This window comes from Pseudomonas izuensis (genome assembly GCF_002356535.2).
GTDB lineage: Bacteria > Pseudomonadota > Gammaproteobacteria > Pseudomonadales > Pseudomonadaceae > Aquipseudomonas > Aquipseudomonas izuensis.
In genome coordinates this window covers 2,109,293-2,126,269 of sequence record NZ_AP017423.2, presented here as the reverse complement: position 1 = coordinate 2,126,269, position 16,977 = coordinate 2,109,293, and the positions used below count along the sequence as shown (strand labels likewise).

Genomic DNA, 16,977 nt, shown 5'->3' with positions numbered 1-16,977 from the left:
GCCATGACTCTGACAGGCAACATGCTGATCGGCCCGCACGCCATTTGCGGCAGCCGCGAAGCGATCCGGGCGATCAATCCAGCCACCGACCAACCGCTCGAACCGGCCTATCCTGGCGGCACCGCCGAGCAGGTGGAACAGGCTTGCGCACTGGCCTGGGCAGCCTTCGACGGCTATCGCGAAACGCCCCTGGGCGCACGCGCCGAATTCCTCGAAGCCATTGCCGATGAAATCGAAGCGCTGGGCGATGAGTTGATCGAACGCGCCATGGCCGAGACAGGCCTGCCGCTCCCACGTATCCAGGGTGAACGTGGCCGCACCTGCCAACAACTGCGCACCTTCGCCCGCACGGTGCGTGCCGGAGAATGGCTGGACGTTCGCGTTGATCTCGCGCAACCGCAACGCCAGCCGCTGCCACGCGCGGATCTGCGTCAGCGCCAGGTGCCGTTGGGGCCGGTGGCCGTGTTCGGCGCCAGCAATTTTCCACTGGCGTTCTCTGTCGCCGGCGGCGACACCGCTTCGGCACTGGCGGCCGGTTGCCCGGTGATCGTCAAGGCCCACGGCGCCCACCCCGGCACCAGCGAACTGGTGGGCCGCGCGGTGGCTCGTGCCGTGAAAAAGTGTGATCTGCCCGAAGGCGTGTTCTCGCTGTTGTTCGGTTCCGGCCGTGAAGTGGGCATTGCCCTGGTCTGCGATCCGCGCATCAAGGCCGTGGGTTTCACCGGCTCGCGCAGCGGTGGCATCGCCTTGTGCAAGGCGGCCCAGGCGCGTCCCGAGCCGATCCCGGTGTACGCGGAAATGAGCTCGATCAACCCGGTGTTCCTGTTTCCGGCCGCCTTGCAGACCCGTGGCGAAGGGCTGGCCCAGGGCTTCGTCGCGTCCCTGACCCAGGGTGCCGGCCAGTTTTGCACCAACCCTGGCCTGGTGATTGCCCGTCAAGGCCCCGCACTGGACGACTTCATCGCCACCGCTGCCGGCCTCGTCCACCGCAGCCCCGCCCAGACCATGCTCACCCCGGGCATTTTCAACGCCTATCAGCAAGGCGTCGGCGCACTGGCCGAAAACGCCCACGCTCAGCGCGTGGTGACGGGTCAAACGGGAACAGGACCGAACCAGGGCCAGGCCCATCTGTTCGTCACCCGTGCACAGGATTTTCTCGCTGACCAGCATCTTCAGGCAGAGATGTTCGGCGCCGCATCGCTGATCGTGCAATGCGCCAACGACGAGGAGATCCGCCAGGTCACCGAGCATCTTGAAGGTCAACTGACCGCCACCTTGCACCTGGATGATGCCGACCTGGACCAGGCCAGGGCACTGCTGCCGACCCTGGAGCGCAAGGCCGGTCGCCTGTTGGTCAATGGCTGGCCAACGGGTGTCGAGGTGTGCGACGCCATGGTCCATGGCGGCCCCTTCCCGGCTACCTCCGACCCGCGTACGACCTCTGTAGGCACAGCCGCCATCCTGCGATTCCTGCGGCCGGTCTGCTATCAGGACTTCCCGGACACCTTGTTACCCGCCGCGCTCAAGCACAGCAACCCGCTGCAGCTGCGCCGCCTGCTCGACGGCCAGAGGGAAGCCTAGGAACATGCCTCTCACTTCAAACAATCCGCACGACCCGGTGGACATCGCCGTGATCGGCGCCGGCATCATCGGCGTCGCCTGCGCCCTGCGCCTGGCACGCCAGGGTCGGCGGGTGGTGGTCATCGATCACCAGGACCCCGGCCAGGGAGCATCATTCGGCAACGCAGGGCATCTGGCGACCGAGCAGGTGTTTCCCATCGCCGATCTGTCCATCCTCAAGCGCCTGCCGGCGATGCTCATGGACCCGATGGGGCCTTTGCGCCTGGACTGGAAATACATGCCTCGCGCCATGCCATGGTTCATGCGTTTGTTGCTGAACCTGCGACCGGCGCCGTTCCAGCGCACCGTGGCCGGCATTCGTGCACTCAACGAAAGCAGCCTTGGCGCCTGGCAACGGCTGCTGCAAGCGATTGCCCGTGCGGACCTGCTGAAAGAGGACGGCTCGCTGCTGGTGTTCGAGCGCCCCGAATCGCGACAGGCTATCGACGGGTTGCAGGCCCGCATGCGCCAACAGGACGTGCCCGTCGATTTATGGCAGGCGAGTGAAGTACGTGAGGTCGCTCCGCAGCTGAGCGAGCACCTTCAGGGCGGGCTGTTCTTCCCGCGCACGGGGCATTTTCTGGACCCCTACCGGGTTGTCTGCGAATTGGTCAAAGCCGCCAGGGCCAGCGGCGTGCAGTTCATCAAGCAACAGGTGGTTGACGGGCGTGTGCAGCAGGACGGCGTGTCACTGCTCACCCACCAGGGCAGCCTGACCGCCCGCCAGGTTCTCATTGCTTGCGGCGCCCACTCCGCCCGACTCACCAACGCGCTGACCGGCAAGAAAGTCCCCCTGGACACCGAACGCGGCTATCACCTGATGTTGCCCCATGAACACGAGCGCCTGCCTTTCGCCGTCACCTCACTGGAGCGCAAATTCATCATGACGCCCATGGCCGATGGCCTGAGGCTGGCCGGCACCGTCGAATTCGCCGGCCTCGACAGCCCCCCGAGCATGGAGCGCGCCTGGCAGTTGCACCGATTGAGCAAAGGCCTGTTCAAGCATGATCTGAATGCCGAAGCTGCAACGCCGTGGATGGGGTTTCGTCCTTCGCTGCCGGATTCACTGCCCATCATCGATAAGGTGTGCGACGGCAAGGTGTTGCTTGCGTTTGGTCATCAGCATTTGGGACTGACTCAGGCGGCGGTGACGGCTGAGATAATCGGACGAATGGTCTCGCCTGTGGGTGCCACGACGGTCCATGCATTGCCTGCGGTTGAGGCGTACCGGTTGGGGCGGTTTTGAGGGAAACACCCCACACCACCCCATCCACCCAATCCCCCTGTGGGAGCGAGCCTGCTCGCGAAGGCGGCTACATAGCCAACACCTGCATTGCCTGACAGTCTGCTATCGCGAGCAGGCTCGCTCCCACAGGTCTTTCACCTTGACTGACCGGTATTAGCGTTTCCGGCGCCCTTTTTTCATTCAAAGGTTCGGTGGCATGACGGCGATTACCGTCCTTCCGAACACCTTCTGTCGCCTCGAACTGACACGTTTATTTTCACAATATTGATTTGTGAAACATTATATGTCATTTATATCCCCAGGAATCTCCAGGACCGATCCACCTCCGCGGATCGGACGGCAGATTCCCGCGTCATCCAAACGCCCCCTCCAAGGAGTCAACAATATGAACAAGACAGAACTTCTAGGTGCTCTGGCACTGTGCGCCGCAAGCTTTCTGGCACACGCCGACGAAGACAGCCTGCGTATCGGTATCGAAGCCGCCTACCCGCCCTTCTCCTTCAAGACGCCAGAGGGCAACGTCAGTGGTTTCGACTACGACATCGGCAACGCGCTGTGCGAGGAGATGAAGGTCAAATGCGAGTGGGTCATCCAGGAGTTCGACGGCATGATCCCGTCGCTGAAAGTGCGCAAGATCGATGCTGTGCTGTCGTCGATGTCGATCACTGAAGACCGGATGAAGTCAGTCGACTTCAGCAAAAAGTACTACCACACGCCGGGCAAGTTCGCGATGAAGGCCGGCAACGCGATCACCGATCCGCAGGTCGATCTCAAAGGCAAGAAACTCGGCGTGCAACGTTCCTCGACCTACGACCGTTTCGCCACCGAACAGCTTGAAAAAGCCGGCGTCGAGGTAGTGCGCTACGGCTCGCAAAATGAAGCCTTCCTCGATCTGGCATCAGGTCGCCTGGATGCCACGCTCGCCGACATCGTCAACACCGATGAGAGTTTTATCAAAACACCTTTGGGCAAAGGGTTCGCCCTGACAGGGCCGGACATCAACGACCCGAAATACTTCGGCAGAGGCGCCGGGATCGCGGTGCGCAAAGGCGACAGTGCGAACGTTGCGCGCCTGAGTGCCGCAATCGACGCCATCCGCGCCAATGGCAAGTACCAGCAAGTGATGGCCAAGTACTTCGCCTTCGATATCTACGGCGAATAAGCCTTTACCCGAAACCCTGGCGCCGGCACTGGCGGGCGTCATTTACGGCTTGTCTCGCGCGCCTCCCGGCGCTCGCCTGAGGAACTTCATCATGCTACACGGCTACGGATCGAGCATTCTCGATGGCGCCTGGCTGACCATTAACCTGGCCCTGATCTCCATGGCCATGGCGATTGCCCTGGGCCTGATCGGCGCCGCCTTTCGTCTGTCACCGTTCAAATGGCTGGCGCTGCTGGGCGAAGGTTATACCACCCTGATTCGCGGTATTCCTGACCTGGTGTTGATCCTGCTGATCTTCTATGGCGGCCAGGACCTGGTGAACCGCATTGCCCTGGCCCTCGGTTACACCCGCTACTTCGACATCAATCCCTTTATCGCCGGCGTCTGCACCATGGGCTTCATTTTTGGTGCCTACCTCTCGGAAACCTTTCGTGGCGCCTTCATGGCGATCCCTAAAGGCCAGGGCGAGGCCGGTGCGGCTTATGGCATGAGTGGCGTTCAGGTGTTCTGGCGGATCCTGGTGCCGCAGATGATCCGTTTCGCCATCCCCGGGTTCACCAACAACTGGTTGGTGTTGACCAAATCCACTGCGCTGATCTCGGTGATCGGCTTGCAGGACATGATGTTCAAAGCCAAGAACGCAGCGGACGCCACCCATGAACCGTTCACGTTTTTCCTCGCGGTCGCCGCGCTCTACCTGATGCTGACCAGCGTGTCATTGCTGGTCCTGCGCTATCTGGAAAAACACTACTCGGTCGGCGTCAAAGCCGCCGAACTGTAACCGGGAGCCCCCCATGATTCTCGACTACAACCTGATCTGGGAAAACCTGCCGCTGTATTTCAGTGGCGCCCTGGTGACCCTGAAAGTGCTGCTGATTTCCCTGGCGGTTGGCCTGGTACTGGCGATTCCACTGGCGCTGATGCGGGTATCCCGGTCGCCGCTGATCAACTTCCCGGCCTGGCTCTACACCTACGTGATTCGCGGCACGCCGATGCTGGTGCAATTGTTCCTGATCTACTACGGGTTGGCGCAGTTCGAAGCGGTGCGTCAAAGCGTGCTCTGGCCTTACCTGTCCAGTGCCACCTTTTGTGCCTGCCTGGCCTTCGCGATCAACACCAGTGCCTACAGCGCGGAACTCTTGGCCGGCAGCCTGAAGTCCACGGCCCACGGCGAAATCGAAGCCGCCAAAGCCATGGGCATGTCGCGCTTGACCTTGTATCGCCGCATTCTCCTGCCGTCAGCCTTGCGCCGGGCGCTGCCGCAGTACAGCAACGAAGTGCTGATGATGCTGCAGACCACCAGCCTGGCGTCGATCGTCACGCTGATTGATATCACCGGGGCCGCGCGAACCGTCAGCTCGCGGTTCTATCTGCCATTCGAGGCGTTCATCACCGCCGGCCTTATCTACCTGGCCCTGACCTTCATCCTGGTTCGCCTGTTCAAGCTGGCCGAGCGCCGCTGGCTGGCTTATCTGGCACCGCGCAAGCACTAAGGAGCTTTATGAAGCACATTCAATATCTCTTGCCGTGGAGTGCCTCGGGCACGGAACGAAAGCTGACCGTGTTTCGTTTTGGCAGCGGCCCCCGCAAGGCCTACATCCAGGCCTCACTGCATGCCGACGAGCTGCCGGGGATGCGCGTCGCCGTCGAACTCAAGCGTCACTTGCAAGCGCTGGAAGAACAAGGTCGCCTGACCGGTGTGATCGAGTTGGTGCCGATGGCCAATCCGATCGGTATCGCACAGATGTTCCAGGCCACCCATCAAGGTCGTTTCGAGTTCTCCAGCGGGAAAAATTTCAACCGCGATTTTCCGGAGCTCACCGACGCCGTGGTGCCGATGCTGGAAGGTTGCCTGGGAGACGATGCCGACACCAACATCGCGCTGATTCGCCGTGCCATGGGCGATGCCCTCGCAAACCTGTCGCCGCCGACATCGGAGCTCGATGGCCTGCGGCGCCTGTTGATGCAGCATGCCTGTGATGCCGATGTGGTGCTGGACCTGCACTGCGACTTCGAGTCGATCATGCTGCTGTATGCGATGCCGCAAAACTGGTCGCGCTTGCAGTCATTGGCCGCCCGTCTCGGCGCTGGCGTTGCCCTGCTGGCCGAGGCCGCGGGTGGCAGCGCTTTCGATGAAGCCTGTGCGATTCCCTGGCAACACCTGGCCGATCGCTTTCCTGAAGCCAATATTCCGCTGGCATGCGTTGCCACAACGATCGAATTGCGCGGCATGGCTGATACCGAACGCGAGCAATGCGTCGACAGTGCGCAGGCCATTCTCGGCTATCTCGCCGAGCAAGGCCTGATCAGCGGTGACTGGCCCGCCGCGCCACCCAGTCGTTGTGAAGCGACACCGTTCGCCGGCGCCCAGTACGCCTATGCACCGCATCCGGGGGTGGTGAGTTATCTGCAACCGTTGGGCGCCCGCGTCAAGGTCGGCGATCCGCTGTTCGAAGTCATTGATCCGCTGACCGATCAGCACAGCGTGGTGCACGCCAGCACCGACGGCATCCTTTATGCCCGCGAACGCCTGCGCTTTGCCCAGCCCGGTTTGTGGCTGGCCAAAGTGGCCGGCAGTACCCCCATTCGCCAAGGCCGCTTGCTCAGCGACTGATTCCAGAGAGTTGAAACCATGTACAAACTTGAAATTCAGGACCTTCACAAAAGCTACGGCACCCACGAAGTGCTCAAGGGCGTGTCCCTGGAGGCGAAAGCCGGTGACGTCATCAGCATCATCGGCTCCAGCGGTTCAGGCAAAAGCACCTTTCTGCGCTGCATCAACCTGCTGGAGCAGCCCAATGCAGGCAATATCGTGCTCAATGGCGAACAGCTCAAACTGGTGACCAACAAGCTCGGCGGGCTCAAGGCCGCCGAACCCAAACAGCTGCAACGCATGCGTTCGCGATTATCGATGGTGTTTCAGCACTTCAACCTCTGGTCGCACATGAGTGCCCTTGAAAACGTCATGGAAGCGCCGGTGCATGTCTTGGGCATCAGCAAAAAAGAGGCGCGGGAAAAAGCCGAACACTATCTGAACAAAGTCGGCGTGGCGCACCGCAAGGATGCCTGGCCGGCGCATATGTCGGGGGGTGAACAACAGCGGGTGGCCATTGCCCGTGCACTGGCCATGGAGCCTGAAGTGATGTTGTTCGATGAACCGACGTCGGCACTCGACCCCGAACTGGTCGGCGAAGTACTTAAAGTCATGCAGGACCTGGCACTCGAAGGACGCACCATGGTGGTCGTAACCCACGAAATGGGTTTTGCACGGGAAGTATCGAATCAGTTGGTGTTCCTGCATAAAGGCCAGGTCGAAGAGCGTGGCGATCCGCGCGAAGTGCTGGTCAATCCGCAGTCCGAACGCCTCCAGCAGTTTCTGTCCGGCAGCTTGAAATAACCTTACACTCCAGCCAACGCAAAACCCTGTGGGAATGCCGCCCGCACGCTCCCACAGGTTATGCGTTCGCCCCCTGCCCCTTTTCCAACCCTCAGGAAGTGTTGAACCGGATATGCCGAGCCCTTCGAAAGACACCACGGTCTATGCCGCGCCAGTGATGCGCAAACTCGCGGAAATCGTTCCCGATTTACCGCCGTCACTGCGCAAGGTGGCGGATTTTATCCTGCGTCACCCGCTCAGGGCCGCGACGCTGACTATCGAAGAAATGGCTCTTGAAACATCCACCTCACCAGCAGCGGTCAATCGTTTGGCCAAGGCGCTGAACCTGGGTGGCTACACCGGCATGAAGGCCGAACTGGTCGCGACGTTGCAACAAATGGTGTCGCCAGTGGACAAACTGCGCAACGAACTGGCGCATCGCCCTGGTGGCGCATTTGGCCTGCATGAGCAAATTCAGAGTGCCACCAGCAACCTCGCCACCGCGGCGACGAACAACCATGCAGACACCTTCGAAGCATTCGTCACCCGCTTGATCAACGCTCGCAAAATCTACATCCTGGGCTTTGGCAACAGTGTCTACTTCGCCGGCCTCGCCGCCTCGACCCTGATGCCGTTCTGTGCGGACGCCACGGCCATCAGCATGGAGGGCGGCAACGAAAACGCCGCTTACCGTCTGGCCGCCATTACCGATCAGGACGTATTGCTGGCGATTTCCCTGCCACGCTATTCCCTCGACACCCTGCAACTCGCACGTTTTGCCAATGAGCGCGGCGCCTCGGTGCTGGCAATCACCGACTCCCCCGCATCGCCTCTCACCGGCATTGCCGAACACGTGCTGTTTGCCCCCGCCGATCATCCGGTCATGACCAGCTCCAACATTGCCGTCCTCGCATTGATCGAAGGACTGGTGGCGGGTGTGATGGCGCGCAATAAAGAGGCCGTCAAACTTGCAACTGAACTGACCGAAAGTGTGATGTCTTACTTGCATATTCCCTCCAGCGGTAAACCGCCGAAGAAGTAATGCTTCCTATACCTGTAGGAGCCAGACACTGCCTTGTTGGCCGGGCTGTCGTCTTCGCCAGCAAGCCGGCTCCTGGGTTACTTCGCGGCATACTTCGGTCCGTGCGGATTAGTAAGCTTTGCCTGCAACATCCCCCACTCGCGCTGAATGATCGAGTAAGGGATAAAGATACTGATCCTCTCAGCGCCCTTGACCCCGGAGTTGCTACTCACATCGTTTAATGTGGTGGAGTAGAAACCGATATTGATGCCGACGACACTGCCGTCATTGGCAATGACCGGCCCACCGGACATCCCCTTGACCAGCGGGGCATCATGGATGGCGTAGAGATCACCGCTGTGTTCATCTGCATTGACGAAAGGCGTTTGATACACCTTGCCTTTCCCGGTAGTGGTCACGAGGTAGGGACTTCCCCCCACGGCCGTAATGCTCTCGCCCACACGCGGTGCGCGCCATGATGGGTAGTGGCCGTTGGCTTTATGCTTGATGAAGACAAGATCGCAGTGGGTGCTGCAGCTGTATGTCACATTGGGGATGAATGGCGTATGGCGGGTGGTGACGGCGTAGTCATCGTTCCATTGCACCGCCGAGGCCATGTACAGATACGGCACGGGAAAGCCAGAGAAGACTAAAAAATATGAATCATTAGTACCACCCGAAAGATCGGGTTTTACGATGCCGTTGCATCCTGCAGTAACAACTCCTATTAAAAAGCAGGCCATGATCTTGATCATGATGTATCACCGACTTATAGGGAGAATGTGACTGTTTTTTGTTGTCAGAATTTTGTCTTTTGTCGGGTCGCAATACTCCTCGCCTCTTGTTCTAGTTGGACGCTGTGATACTTATGGTTGAAGTTTCAGCATGGCGTATGAATAAATTGCACTAAGACCAATTGCTTTTCGATCAACTTTATTAGTGTAAATATTTGACGTCAGAAATATGTTAACGCCGAGGATAAATGCCAGAAGAGCCTATGATCGTCTTGGTTAATGACGGGCGATTTCAGTTGGTATGTTTAAGTGAAAGAGAACAGCGTTCTCGTCGGCTAAAAGCGGGCGCGGCAAAGCTATGCCAGAATTTAAAGGAACGCTTGGCGATGGGCCGCTGATGCAGAGCCAGCCATCGCCAACGCAATAACCTGGCCGCCTTCTGCCGCGTCGGAGCATCCAATGTTCGAAACTACCGAGCTGTCGCGCGTGAAGCACTTCGCCGCAAACACGGTTGGCCGGGATTTCGCAGTCGGGGATATTCATGGCCACTTCACCCGGCTACAGACCGCGCTGGATGCAGTCGGATTCGATCCTGCCGCTGACCGCCTGTTCAGCGTCGGTGATCTGATTGATCGTGGGCCCGAGTCACTGGATGTCGATGAATGGCTCCTGCGCAAGCCCTGGTTCCATGCAGTGCGTGGCAACCATGAGCAAATGGCTATTGATTCGCACGCTGCCGGCCGCTTAAGCAATCAATGCAGCATGCACTTCATCAACGGTGGTGCGTGGTTCTACGGGCTATCCAGCATTGAGCAAGACGGGTACGCCAGTATCCTTCAGGACTTACCCCTGGTGATCGAAGTCGAGACCGCCCAGGGCCTGATCGGCATCGTGCACGCCGACGTTCCGTGCGCAAGCTGGGGAGAAATGATTACAGCCCTTTCCGGATCGGCAAAAGAGGCCGACCACGTTGCCGCCATCCTTCAGTGGTCACGCAAGCGCCTGACCGACGAAAACCACGCCGGTGTCGATGGCGTGCGGGCCGTGATCGTGGGCCATACGCCACTCTGGCAGCCGGCTGTACTCGGGAATGTCTACCACATAGATACCGCGGGTTGGATGAATGGCTACTTCACGCTGTTGGAGCTGGCCACACTGCAATGCTTGCCGCCTATCGACCCCGCGCTCGGTTGCGGCGAACGTTGAACTGCAAATAATACTCACTTTTAAATACAATGTTTTTCCTGAAGCCGAAGCGCTTTCGGCAACTCCTTGAGCGCCTGATATTCAAGCTTGACTATAACTGAGGAGAGGCACCGGTTCCCTGAATTGATGAAGTGACAAACGCTTATACATCTGCAGTCGGGAAGTGGAAATCAAATGCTTTTGCCAATCCCCAAACGACTTACCGTAATTTCCCCCCATTTAGATGATGCTGTCTTCAGTTGCGGTTGCCTTTTGGCTGAGAGTCGAGACGCTCTTGTCATTACAGTATTCGCTGGCGTGCCTGATCCTGAGATAGCAGCCCCGGCTTGGGATATAGCAACAGGTTTTAGTAGTGGATATCAGGCGGTGCTTGCGCGACGTGATGAAGATACGGAGTCGATGCGCAGACTGGGTGCGAGAAACGAGTGGCTCAGCTTCTGGGATAGCCAATACGGTCGCAGTTATCAAACGACCGACCTGGTACCTGCGCTAAAAACAATCATCGAGCAAAGGGGTGGGACCGTTCTCATGCCTATGGGGCTTCGCCACCCCGACCATCTGCTGACTAGCAACGCTTGCTTGGCGGTGCGCGAAGCGTTACGTCTTGCACAACAATACACAGAGGATGGAGTACCTGACCACCCAATGAATTGGTTCGTCTATGAGGAGGCTACCTATCGGCAGTTTCCGGGTCTGGTCATTACTCGGCTCGCAGCCTGGAAGCAGGCTGGACTGACAATGAGGGCGGTTAAATTTCCCACCTCAAGCATAATAAAGAAAGCCTACGCCGTAGGCGCCTATCAGAGTCAACTTCCGCTATTCGGAACCGCCAAACGCGCCGACATGGGCTCTCCTGAACGCTATTGGCAGCTCGATTATGAGCAGCCGTTGCAGCGGTGAACGGGTCTGAATCGATTCTGTAACGTCGCCTGATCGGCACTGGGAATTCAGTTGGCGGCCTTTTTGCGTATAGTGATTTGAACAACTGCACGGCTATCCCGACTAAAAATCCTTTCTCAAAGGTCAGCGCAAGTTTGATTGAAATTGACACCAGGGTGGCAGCTGAAACCACGGCAGCTGCCACAGCACAAGGAAGCGTTGCGCGAACCAGCGAGTGGCTCCGTACTGCGTCGAGACTGGTAAAACGTCAGGCACTACGCGAGCATGCTCGAAGAAGATATCCAGATCTTGAAGCCGGCACCCCAACCCCCACGCTGCTCTACATTCTCCACCCAGTGATCGCTCAAAATTGCCTGACATCGAGCAGCGGACCCATCGTTTCAGCCCCGACGCCTGTCGATCGCATTGGACCTGACTAGCCGGGTCTCTGTAGACTCGCCCACCAAAATTGGGGCGGCGATGAACGATTTCTTGCAGTACATCATCCAGGTGATTCAAGGCATCGCAAAAGAAGTGATGTTTGCAGTCATGATGACTGTTGGTGTTTGGGTTCTTGAGCGGTGGAAGCCCGCCGTAACTGACCCCGGTTTTGAAGGTAGGTGGCACAACGTCAAGGTCTTCATTTTCTTGCTAATCGGCTCAGCTTTTGTCGCCCCACTATTGAATCGATGCGCGCAACTTTTACCGAGCATATCAGTGCTTGAGCGCACGGTTCCCGATTGGCAATCAAAAGGCATAGTTGGGGGTATCCTTGCCACACTCATCTATGCATTCATTTGGGACTTTTTCCAATACTGGACCCATCGACTTGAACACAAATTTTCAGCCCTGTGGGCATTCCATAGAGTGCATCACAGCGACGCGTATATGAATGCCTCAACCTCCCTACGCCAGAGCGTAGGGGGCGCATTGATAGGCTTTTTTCTTGCACACATACCTACCGCAATAATTTGTGGGGGGAACACGGTTCCGTATCTAGGCTCATTGATATTGTTCAGTGGCTGGGGTTACTTCAATCACGCGAATGTCCGCTTCTCATTGGGCCCCTTCACCCCAATAATCTCAGGTCCACAATGGCACAGACTGCATCACGGGAGGGACGCGCGATACCACAACTCAAACTATGCAGCGTTCTTTCCAGTTATAGACCTGGTGTTTGGCACGTTACGGCTACCCAAAAAGGAAGAATGGGTAGAGACGGGCCTTCAAGATGACGTTTCTCCCCAGAGACCACTCAAGCAATCCTTCGTGTCATGGCGTAATGAAGGTGCACTTAGCGCAAGCACACCTCACGCACATACTCCTGTAACGCCCTTAGAGCTGCATGATCGATAATGATCCCGGCACGGATATTGAAAATAGTTGATGCAGAAACTCTAAAGAGTTCGATGGTTCCTGCATCACCCAGCGCGGAGGGGCTGGTGATACTGGGCCAGTCCCCGCCACTGGTACGACAACTTCACGCGACGCGCAGCCGGCGAGCAGAGTCAGCAGTCGCGCGGTACAGTCTTCATTTTCAGCGAGGGCATCGGTCTTCTCCTTTTTGGCTTTCTGGTCAAGGTCGGCAGTGCCAGCCCGGCAGCCTGCTGTTTCTCTATTGCTTGTCGGCTTGCGCTGCACTGGCGTTGGCAACCCGCGTCAGATCAGCCTGATGGCTCGCCTGATTTTTGGCGATGATTGTTCAGTAGCTATTGACTTGCCACATCCAGATACCGACGGTCCTTACCGACGCTGGGCGGACGTCGGCCCCCAAATTTCACGGACGTAGACCAACTGGTCAGACTCCTGCCCGATCTGGGCAATAAACGCGGCCACGCGCTTAGACCCGACAATCTGGAACCTATGCATCGCTGTATTGCAGAAGGGGCAAAAACTCCCGCGTTGGCGCCAGCGGTCTGGAAGATCTGCAATAACTGCTGCGCGGTGATGGCCAAGAATTTTCTCCGGACGAAAAAAAGCCCGCGCTCAGCGGGCCATTCTCAAAATTAAAATTTATTAACGCGCAATGCCTGATACCTGAGGGGCGTCTGCTGGTTCACGGGAAACCCTTTTAAATAAAAACGACAACACATATTTGCCTATTTTCTGAGACGGCATTTCCACCACTGCATGTAGCAGCCATGAAACAGAAATCGCCACCGCTGTGACTATCACCAAAGAAAGCCAAGCTTTCATTCCAAAATCCATGAACACACGGAGAAGAGCATAACCAAACACACCATGGATTACATATAGGGGATAGCTAATATTGGCAAGAAAATCAAAAATTCGCGTCGACGAGAACAATGCTGGATAAGCATACGCAAAGGAAAATAGCAGAAGAGCCAACCCATAATTCCATATAAGAAAAAATGATGGCGCGTTCGGTCCATCCTGCCAAAGATATGCAAATGCACCAAACAATAGCGCCACCCCGAAGATCGCAGACCGATCATCGATTATATTTTTATGTGCATAATGAAACACCACACCAATAAACATAAATACTATGTAGTTAGCGGAAAACAACAACGCCAACGCCTTCGTATAAAAAACAGAACCGCTCTGGAGCAGACCTGGCAGTAAACTATTGAGGTACAGGCATGCCACAAATAAAACCACAGGTGCTACAAATACGCATTTCGACCCTGACTTAAATAACCATGCGATCAATGCGCAAACAACGTAGAACTTAACTTCTATTTCAAGGGTCCAGATAATCCCATCGATATTTTTAGACCATAGAATATCTCGCAACCCAGGGACATAGTGAATCAATACCTCATTGAGCGAGAATGGCCATGACACAGAAAAATATTTACCAATCGCCCACACAGATAAAAGCGATAGAGAAAACCCAACCACATATGTTGGAACTATCCTAAATCCTCTATTAAAAATAAACTCTAAACCTCCAAGTCTTTTAAATGAAAATGGTATAACAAATCCACTTATCAAGAAAAAAAGAGCCACACCAAAAGCCCCTGCATTGAATATATGCCATGAATTTATTAACGAAATATAATTAGGCACTGCATGGGTTTCTAATGGAAGTTCAGGCGCATTTATAAGTGAGGCGGTCGCACTTCGATTTAGCCAAAAGACACCAAAATAGTGAGAGACCAACACAAAAATGGCTGCAAATCCACGAAGTGTATTTGCAAATTCGATCTTGCCTCTTCCTTCCATCGCCCAAGCTCTGTGTCAATTCTGATGCGGAATGCTAACACGACGGAAAAAATATTCTTATCTTTTGAGAGCCCTTGTGTCGCCTATTCTGGGGTTGGTGGAAATCGAGAGATGTTTTTACTATGCGGCCGTCGAAGGCCCGTCGGGTGATTCAACGATCAGATCAACCGCCGTCGAAATAGCTCCAGTCAATGCACGCCTCATCACTCTGTACAGTAATACCTCTCAGGCAGCCCCCAGCAGGTCCACTGCTACCGCAGCCCAGCGCGCCATTTCCTGAGTAGGATGGACCGACCGGATATCCATCTGCACCAAACATTCCTGACTCACCCTGTCTGCAAAAGCCACACACCTGCTGCAAAACAGAATCCCGGAAAAGCGTACCCCCGTGAGTGTTAAGCACGATCAATCGAATCAAGAAGAAACACGCAAGCGGCACACCGTGGAGGAGCTAAGAACGATCAAAGACGACCAGGAGGCGGCGAATCGCTACTTGGGGTAAAGGGAGGAAGAGATATCGGGCTTCCTCGTAGTGCGAGCGCTGTCGCTGTACCTGTACGAGAAAGCCGGTAAGGATGGGCGGAAAATCACCTGATCAGATGAATTTCCGAACGTGAACATCAGCGAAAAATCACCAGGTAGTATTGCGCGAATTTTGCGCAGGCACAAAAAAGCCGATCTAGATGATCGGCTTAAGTGTCTGATTTTACTCAGGAATAATGGTCGGGACGGAGTGATTCGAACACTCGACCCCTAGCACCCCATGCTAGTGCGCTACCCTTCCAACCAGATCCAACCGACAGCATGCAAGCCAGTGTTTATAGGGGTGACACCATATTTTACAAGCCTTCAAGCCAAAACCTTATCCAACTGGATTCAGCACAACTCAGAGACCCTCATGTGCCCTCTATGTGCCCTAAACGAAAGGCGTGTATCATGCACCCAAATCCTTAGATACGGAGCCCACATGGCACGGGAAAAAATCCCAAGGCACACCGAGAGAGCAACAACCCTGTGCAGGAATGCCAAACCAGAGAGCAAGCAGTTCGAATTGCTAGATGAGACGGTCCCAGGTCTGGAACTGAGAGTCAACTCAAAGGGTAAAGAATGGTCCCTTCGATACCGGATTAAGATCGGCGATAAATGGGGTAACAAGCGCCTGCCGCTGGGAGAGTTTCCAGCGGTGACAGTTGCCAATGCCAGAGACGCCGCGCTGAAGGCGAAAACGGACATCAGCCGCGGCATGGATCCCATGGGCGACCGACAAAAACAAGCAGAACAGAGAGCACTTGAGATTGAAGCCAAGGCCCTAGAAATCGCATCCCGGGTGAGCGTTGACGATGCATTCGAACGCTGGATGGCGTCTGCCTTACCATCGGGCCGTGCGGACAAAGGCGAGGATCTACGAAGACTATTCACAAATGACGTCCTCCCCTGTATAGGCAAAAAACAGATCAAGGATGTCACCGTAGTAGATATCCATACCATTCTGGACCAGATGCTTGCTCGCGGCGTGAACCGTAGGGCCCAGCAAGCTTTATCGGAAATGCGGCAATTCTTTGATTTCGCTAAAGGTCGTAAGATTGTTTCTTCCAACCCAACTAACGAGATCAAGAAAAAGGATGTTGGAAAGCCGTCAAAGCCACGCGAGCGGGCCTTGAGCACTCGTGAGATTAGGCAGCTGGACCAAGCCCTTCACACCTCAAGTTTAAATCGGGTTACGCACATTATTTACATGCTCCAGATTTCGGTGACATGTCGCATCAACGAGTTATGCCAAGCCCCTTGGAGTGAGATGAACTGGAATAGACATGAGTGGACTATTGCAGCCGAAAGGAACAAATCGCGGCGCGAGATCGTGATCAGCCTCTCAACTTACTCACTGTCCCTATTGCGTGAGCTGCACAAACTCACCGGCCATACTCCATGGCTCTACCCCGGCCAAAACGAACAAAAACCCGTCAATATCAAACAAGCTGCGAATCATGCGCGAGACCGACAACTTCCCGAGGGTCAGCCGCCTCTGGAAGGTCGGACCATCCAAACTAGAAGCCTGGTCCTGGATGGAGGTCCATGGAGGACCCATGATCTTCGCCGCTCGGGAACAACCCTCATGCAGCAACTCGGGGTTCCTGGTGAGGTTTCAGAACGATGCCTTAATCACGTGGAAGGTAACAAAATGAAATCTACCTACCATCGATATGACTACGAACGGGAAATGAAACGGGCTTGGCACATCCTAGGTGAAGCACTTGCAGTTATAACAGGCCCAGCAGGAGAGCGATTCCTGGACGAGGCGGACGAAGATCACCTGAAAGATATTGACGATGAGATCGGCTTCCTGAACTTGGTGAAACAGCATTATATAAAACCTGTGCCTACTGAAGCCTCTTAGCGCGAAGCAGAGAGGGCGCCGCGAAGCGCCTGTAAAGCGAGGAACTTTCACCCTCGCCAACCCCTCCCTGCGTCGCCCTGAAGCCCACCTGCAAAAACCGATTGATCAATTTTTGGCGCCAACCCATTGACTTCACGGCATCTTGCTAC

At 56.1% G+C, this 16,977-nt stretch carries 14 protein-coding genes and 1 pseudogene; 12 read left to right on the top strand and 3 right to left on the bottom strand.

The features are described from left to right. Positions 1-3 precede the first annotated feature (3 nt). The 8 genes from LAB08_RS09610 to LAB08_RS09575 all read left to right on the top strand — a co-directional run bounded on the left by LAB08_RS09610 (position 4) and on the right by LAB08_RS09575 (position 8,446). Entirely contained in the window at positions 4-1,581 is a 1,578-nt protein-coding gene (locus LAB08_RS09610) for an aldehyde dehydrogenase (NADP(+)) (RefSeq protein WP_096512449.1), read from the top strand. A gap of 4 nt (positions 1,582-1,585) precedes the next feature. Continuing rightward, on the top strand, positions 1,586-2,866 hold the full coding sequence (locus LAB08_RS09605) for an NAD(P)/FAD-dependent oxidoreductase (RefSeq protein WP_096512450.1): 1,281 nt from the start codon (positions 1,586-1,588) through the stop codon (positions 2,864-2,866). 385 nt (positions 2,867-3,251) lie between these two features. Beyond that, positions 3,252-4,028 (top strand): ABC transporter substrate-binding protein, encoded by a 777-nt coding sequence (locus LAB08_RS09600; protein ID WP_096512451.1) that lies wholly within the window; start codon positions 3,252-3,254, stop codon positions 4,026-4,028. A gap of 91 nt (positions 4,029-4,119) precedes the next feature. Next, positions 4,120-4,809, top strand: coding sequence for an ABC transporter permease (locus LAB08_RS09595; RefSeq protein WP_096512452.1), 690 nt, complete (start codon positions 4,120-4,122; stop codon positions 4,807-4,809). Between the two features lie 13 nt (positions 4,810-4,822). Beyond that, positions 4,823-5,521 carry an ABC transporter permease gene (locus tag LAB08_RS09590; RefSeq protein WP_096512453.1) on the top strand — a complete coding sequence of 233 codons (699 nt, stop codon included), beginning with the start codon at positions 4,823-4,825 and terminating at the stop codon, positions 5,519-5,521. Positions 5,522-5,529: 8 nt separating this feature from the next. Beyond that, positions 5,530-6,642, top strand: a complete 1,113-nt coding sequence (locus tag LAB08_RS09585; RefSeq protein ID WP_096512454.1) for a succinylglutamate desuccinylase/aspartoacylase family protein — start codon at positions 5,530-5,532, stop codon at positions 6,640-6,642. An 18-nt stretch (positions 6,643-6,660) separates the two neighbouring features. Next, positions 6,661-7,425, top strand: coding sequence for an ABC transporter ATP-binding protein (locus LAB08_RS09580; RefSeq protein WP_096512455.1), 765 nt, complete (start codon positions 6,661-6,663; stop codon positions 7,423-7,425). Between the two features lie 112 nt (positions 7,426-7,537). Next, on the top strand, positions 7,538-8,446 hold the full coding sequence (locus tag LAB08_RS09575; protein ID WP_096512456.1) for a MurR/RpiR family transcriptional regulator: 909 nt from the start codon (positions 7,538-7,540) through the stop codon (positions 8,444-8,446). Positions 8,447-8,523: 77 nt separating this feature from the next. Here LAB08_RS09575 and LAB08_RS09570 read toward each other — a convergent pair whose 3' ends face one another. Beyond that, positions 8,524-9,180, bottom strand: coding sequence for a S1 family peptidase (locus LAB08_RS09570; RefSeq protein ID WP_096512457.1), 657 nt, complete (start codon positions 9,178-9,180; stop codon positions 8,524-8,526). 438 nt (positions 9,181-9,618) lie between these two features. On the opposite strand from LAB08_RS09570, the gene LAB08_RS09565 reads away from it, so the two are divergent. From LAB08_RS09565 to LAB08_RS09555, 3 genes are all read left to right on the top strand, one after another. Further along, on the top strand, positions 9,619-10,365 hold the full coding sequence (locus LAB08_RS09565; RefSeq protein WP_096512458.1) for a metallophosphoesterase: 747 nt from the start codon (positions 9,619-9,621) through the stop codon (positions 10,363-10,365). A gap of 174 nt (positions 10,366-10,539) precedes the next feature. Next, on the top strand, positions 10,540-11,265 hold the full coding sequence (locus LAB08_RS09560; RefSeq protein WP_096512459.1) for a PIG-L family deacetylase: 726 nt from the start codon (positions 10,540-10,542) through the stop codon (positions 11,263-11,265). 459 nt (positions 11,266-11,724) lie between these two features. Next, a complete protein-coding gene (locus LAB08_RS09555; protein ID WP_096512460.1) occupies positions 11,725-12,600 on the top strand; it encodes a sterol desaturase family protein in 876 nt (291 codons plus the stop codon). A 396-nt stretch (positions 12,601-12,996) separates the two neighbouring features. Here LAB08_RS09555 and LAB08_RS30295 read toward each other — a convergent pair. Together LAB08_RS30295 and LAB08_RS09545 are read right to left on the bottom strand one after the other, a co-directional pair. Continuing rightward, a pseudogene (locus tag LAB08_RS30295) lies at positions 12,997-13,199 on the bottom strand (glycoside hydrolase family 19 protein); the annotation flags it as partial. Positions 13,200-13,260: 61 nt separating this feature from the next. After that, positions 13,261-14,433: an acyltransferase family protein gene (locus LAB08_RS09545; RefSeq protein ID WP_096512461.1), complete on the bottom strand. Its 1,173-nt coding sequence runs from the start codon at positions 14,431-14,433 to the stop codon at positions 13,261-13,263. 967 nt (positions 14,434-15,400) lie between these two features. Between LAB08_RS09545 and LAB08_RS09540 the strand changes: the two genes are divergently transcribed. Beyond that, a complete protein-coding gene (locus tag LAB08_RS09540) occupies positions 15,401-16,828 on the top strand; it encodes a tyrosine-type recombinase/integrase (protein WP_172901620.1) in 1,428 nt (475 codons plus the stop codon). The last annotated feature ends 149 nt before the right edge of the window (positions 16,829-16,977 follow it).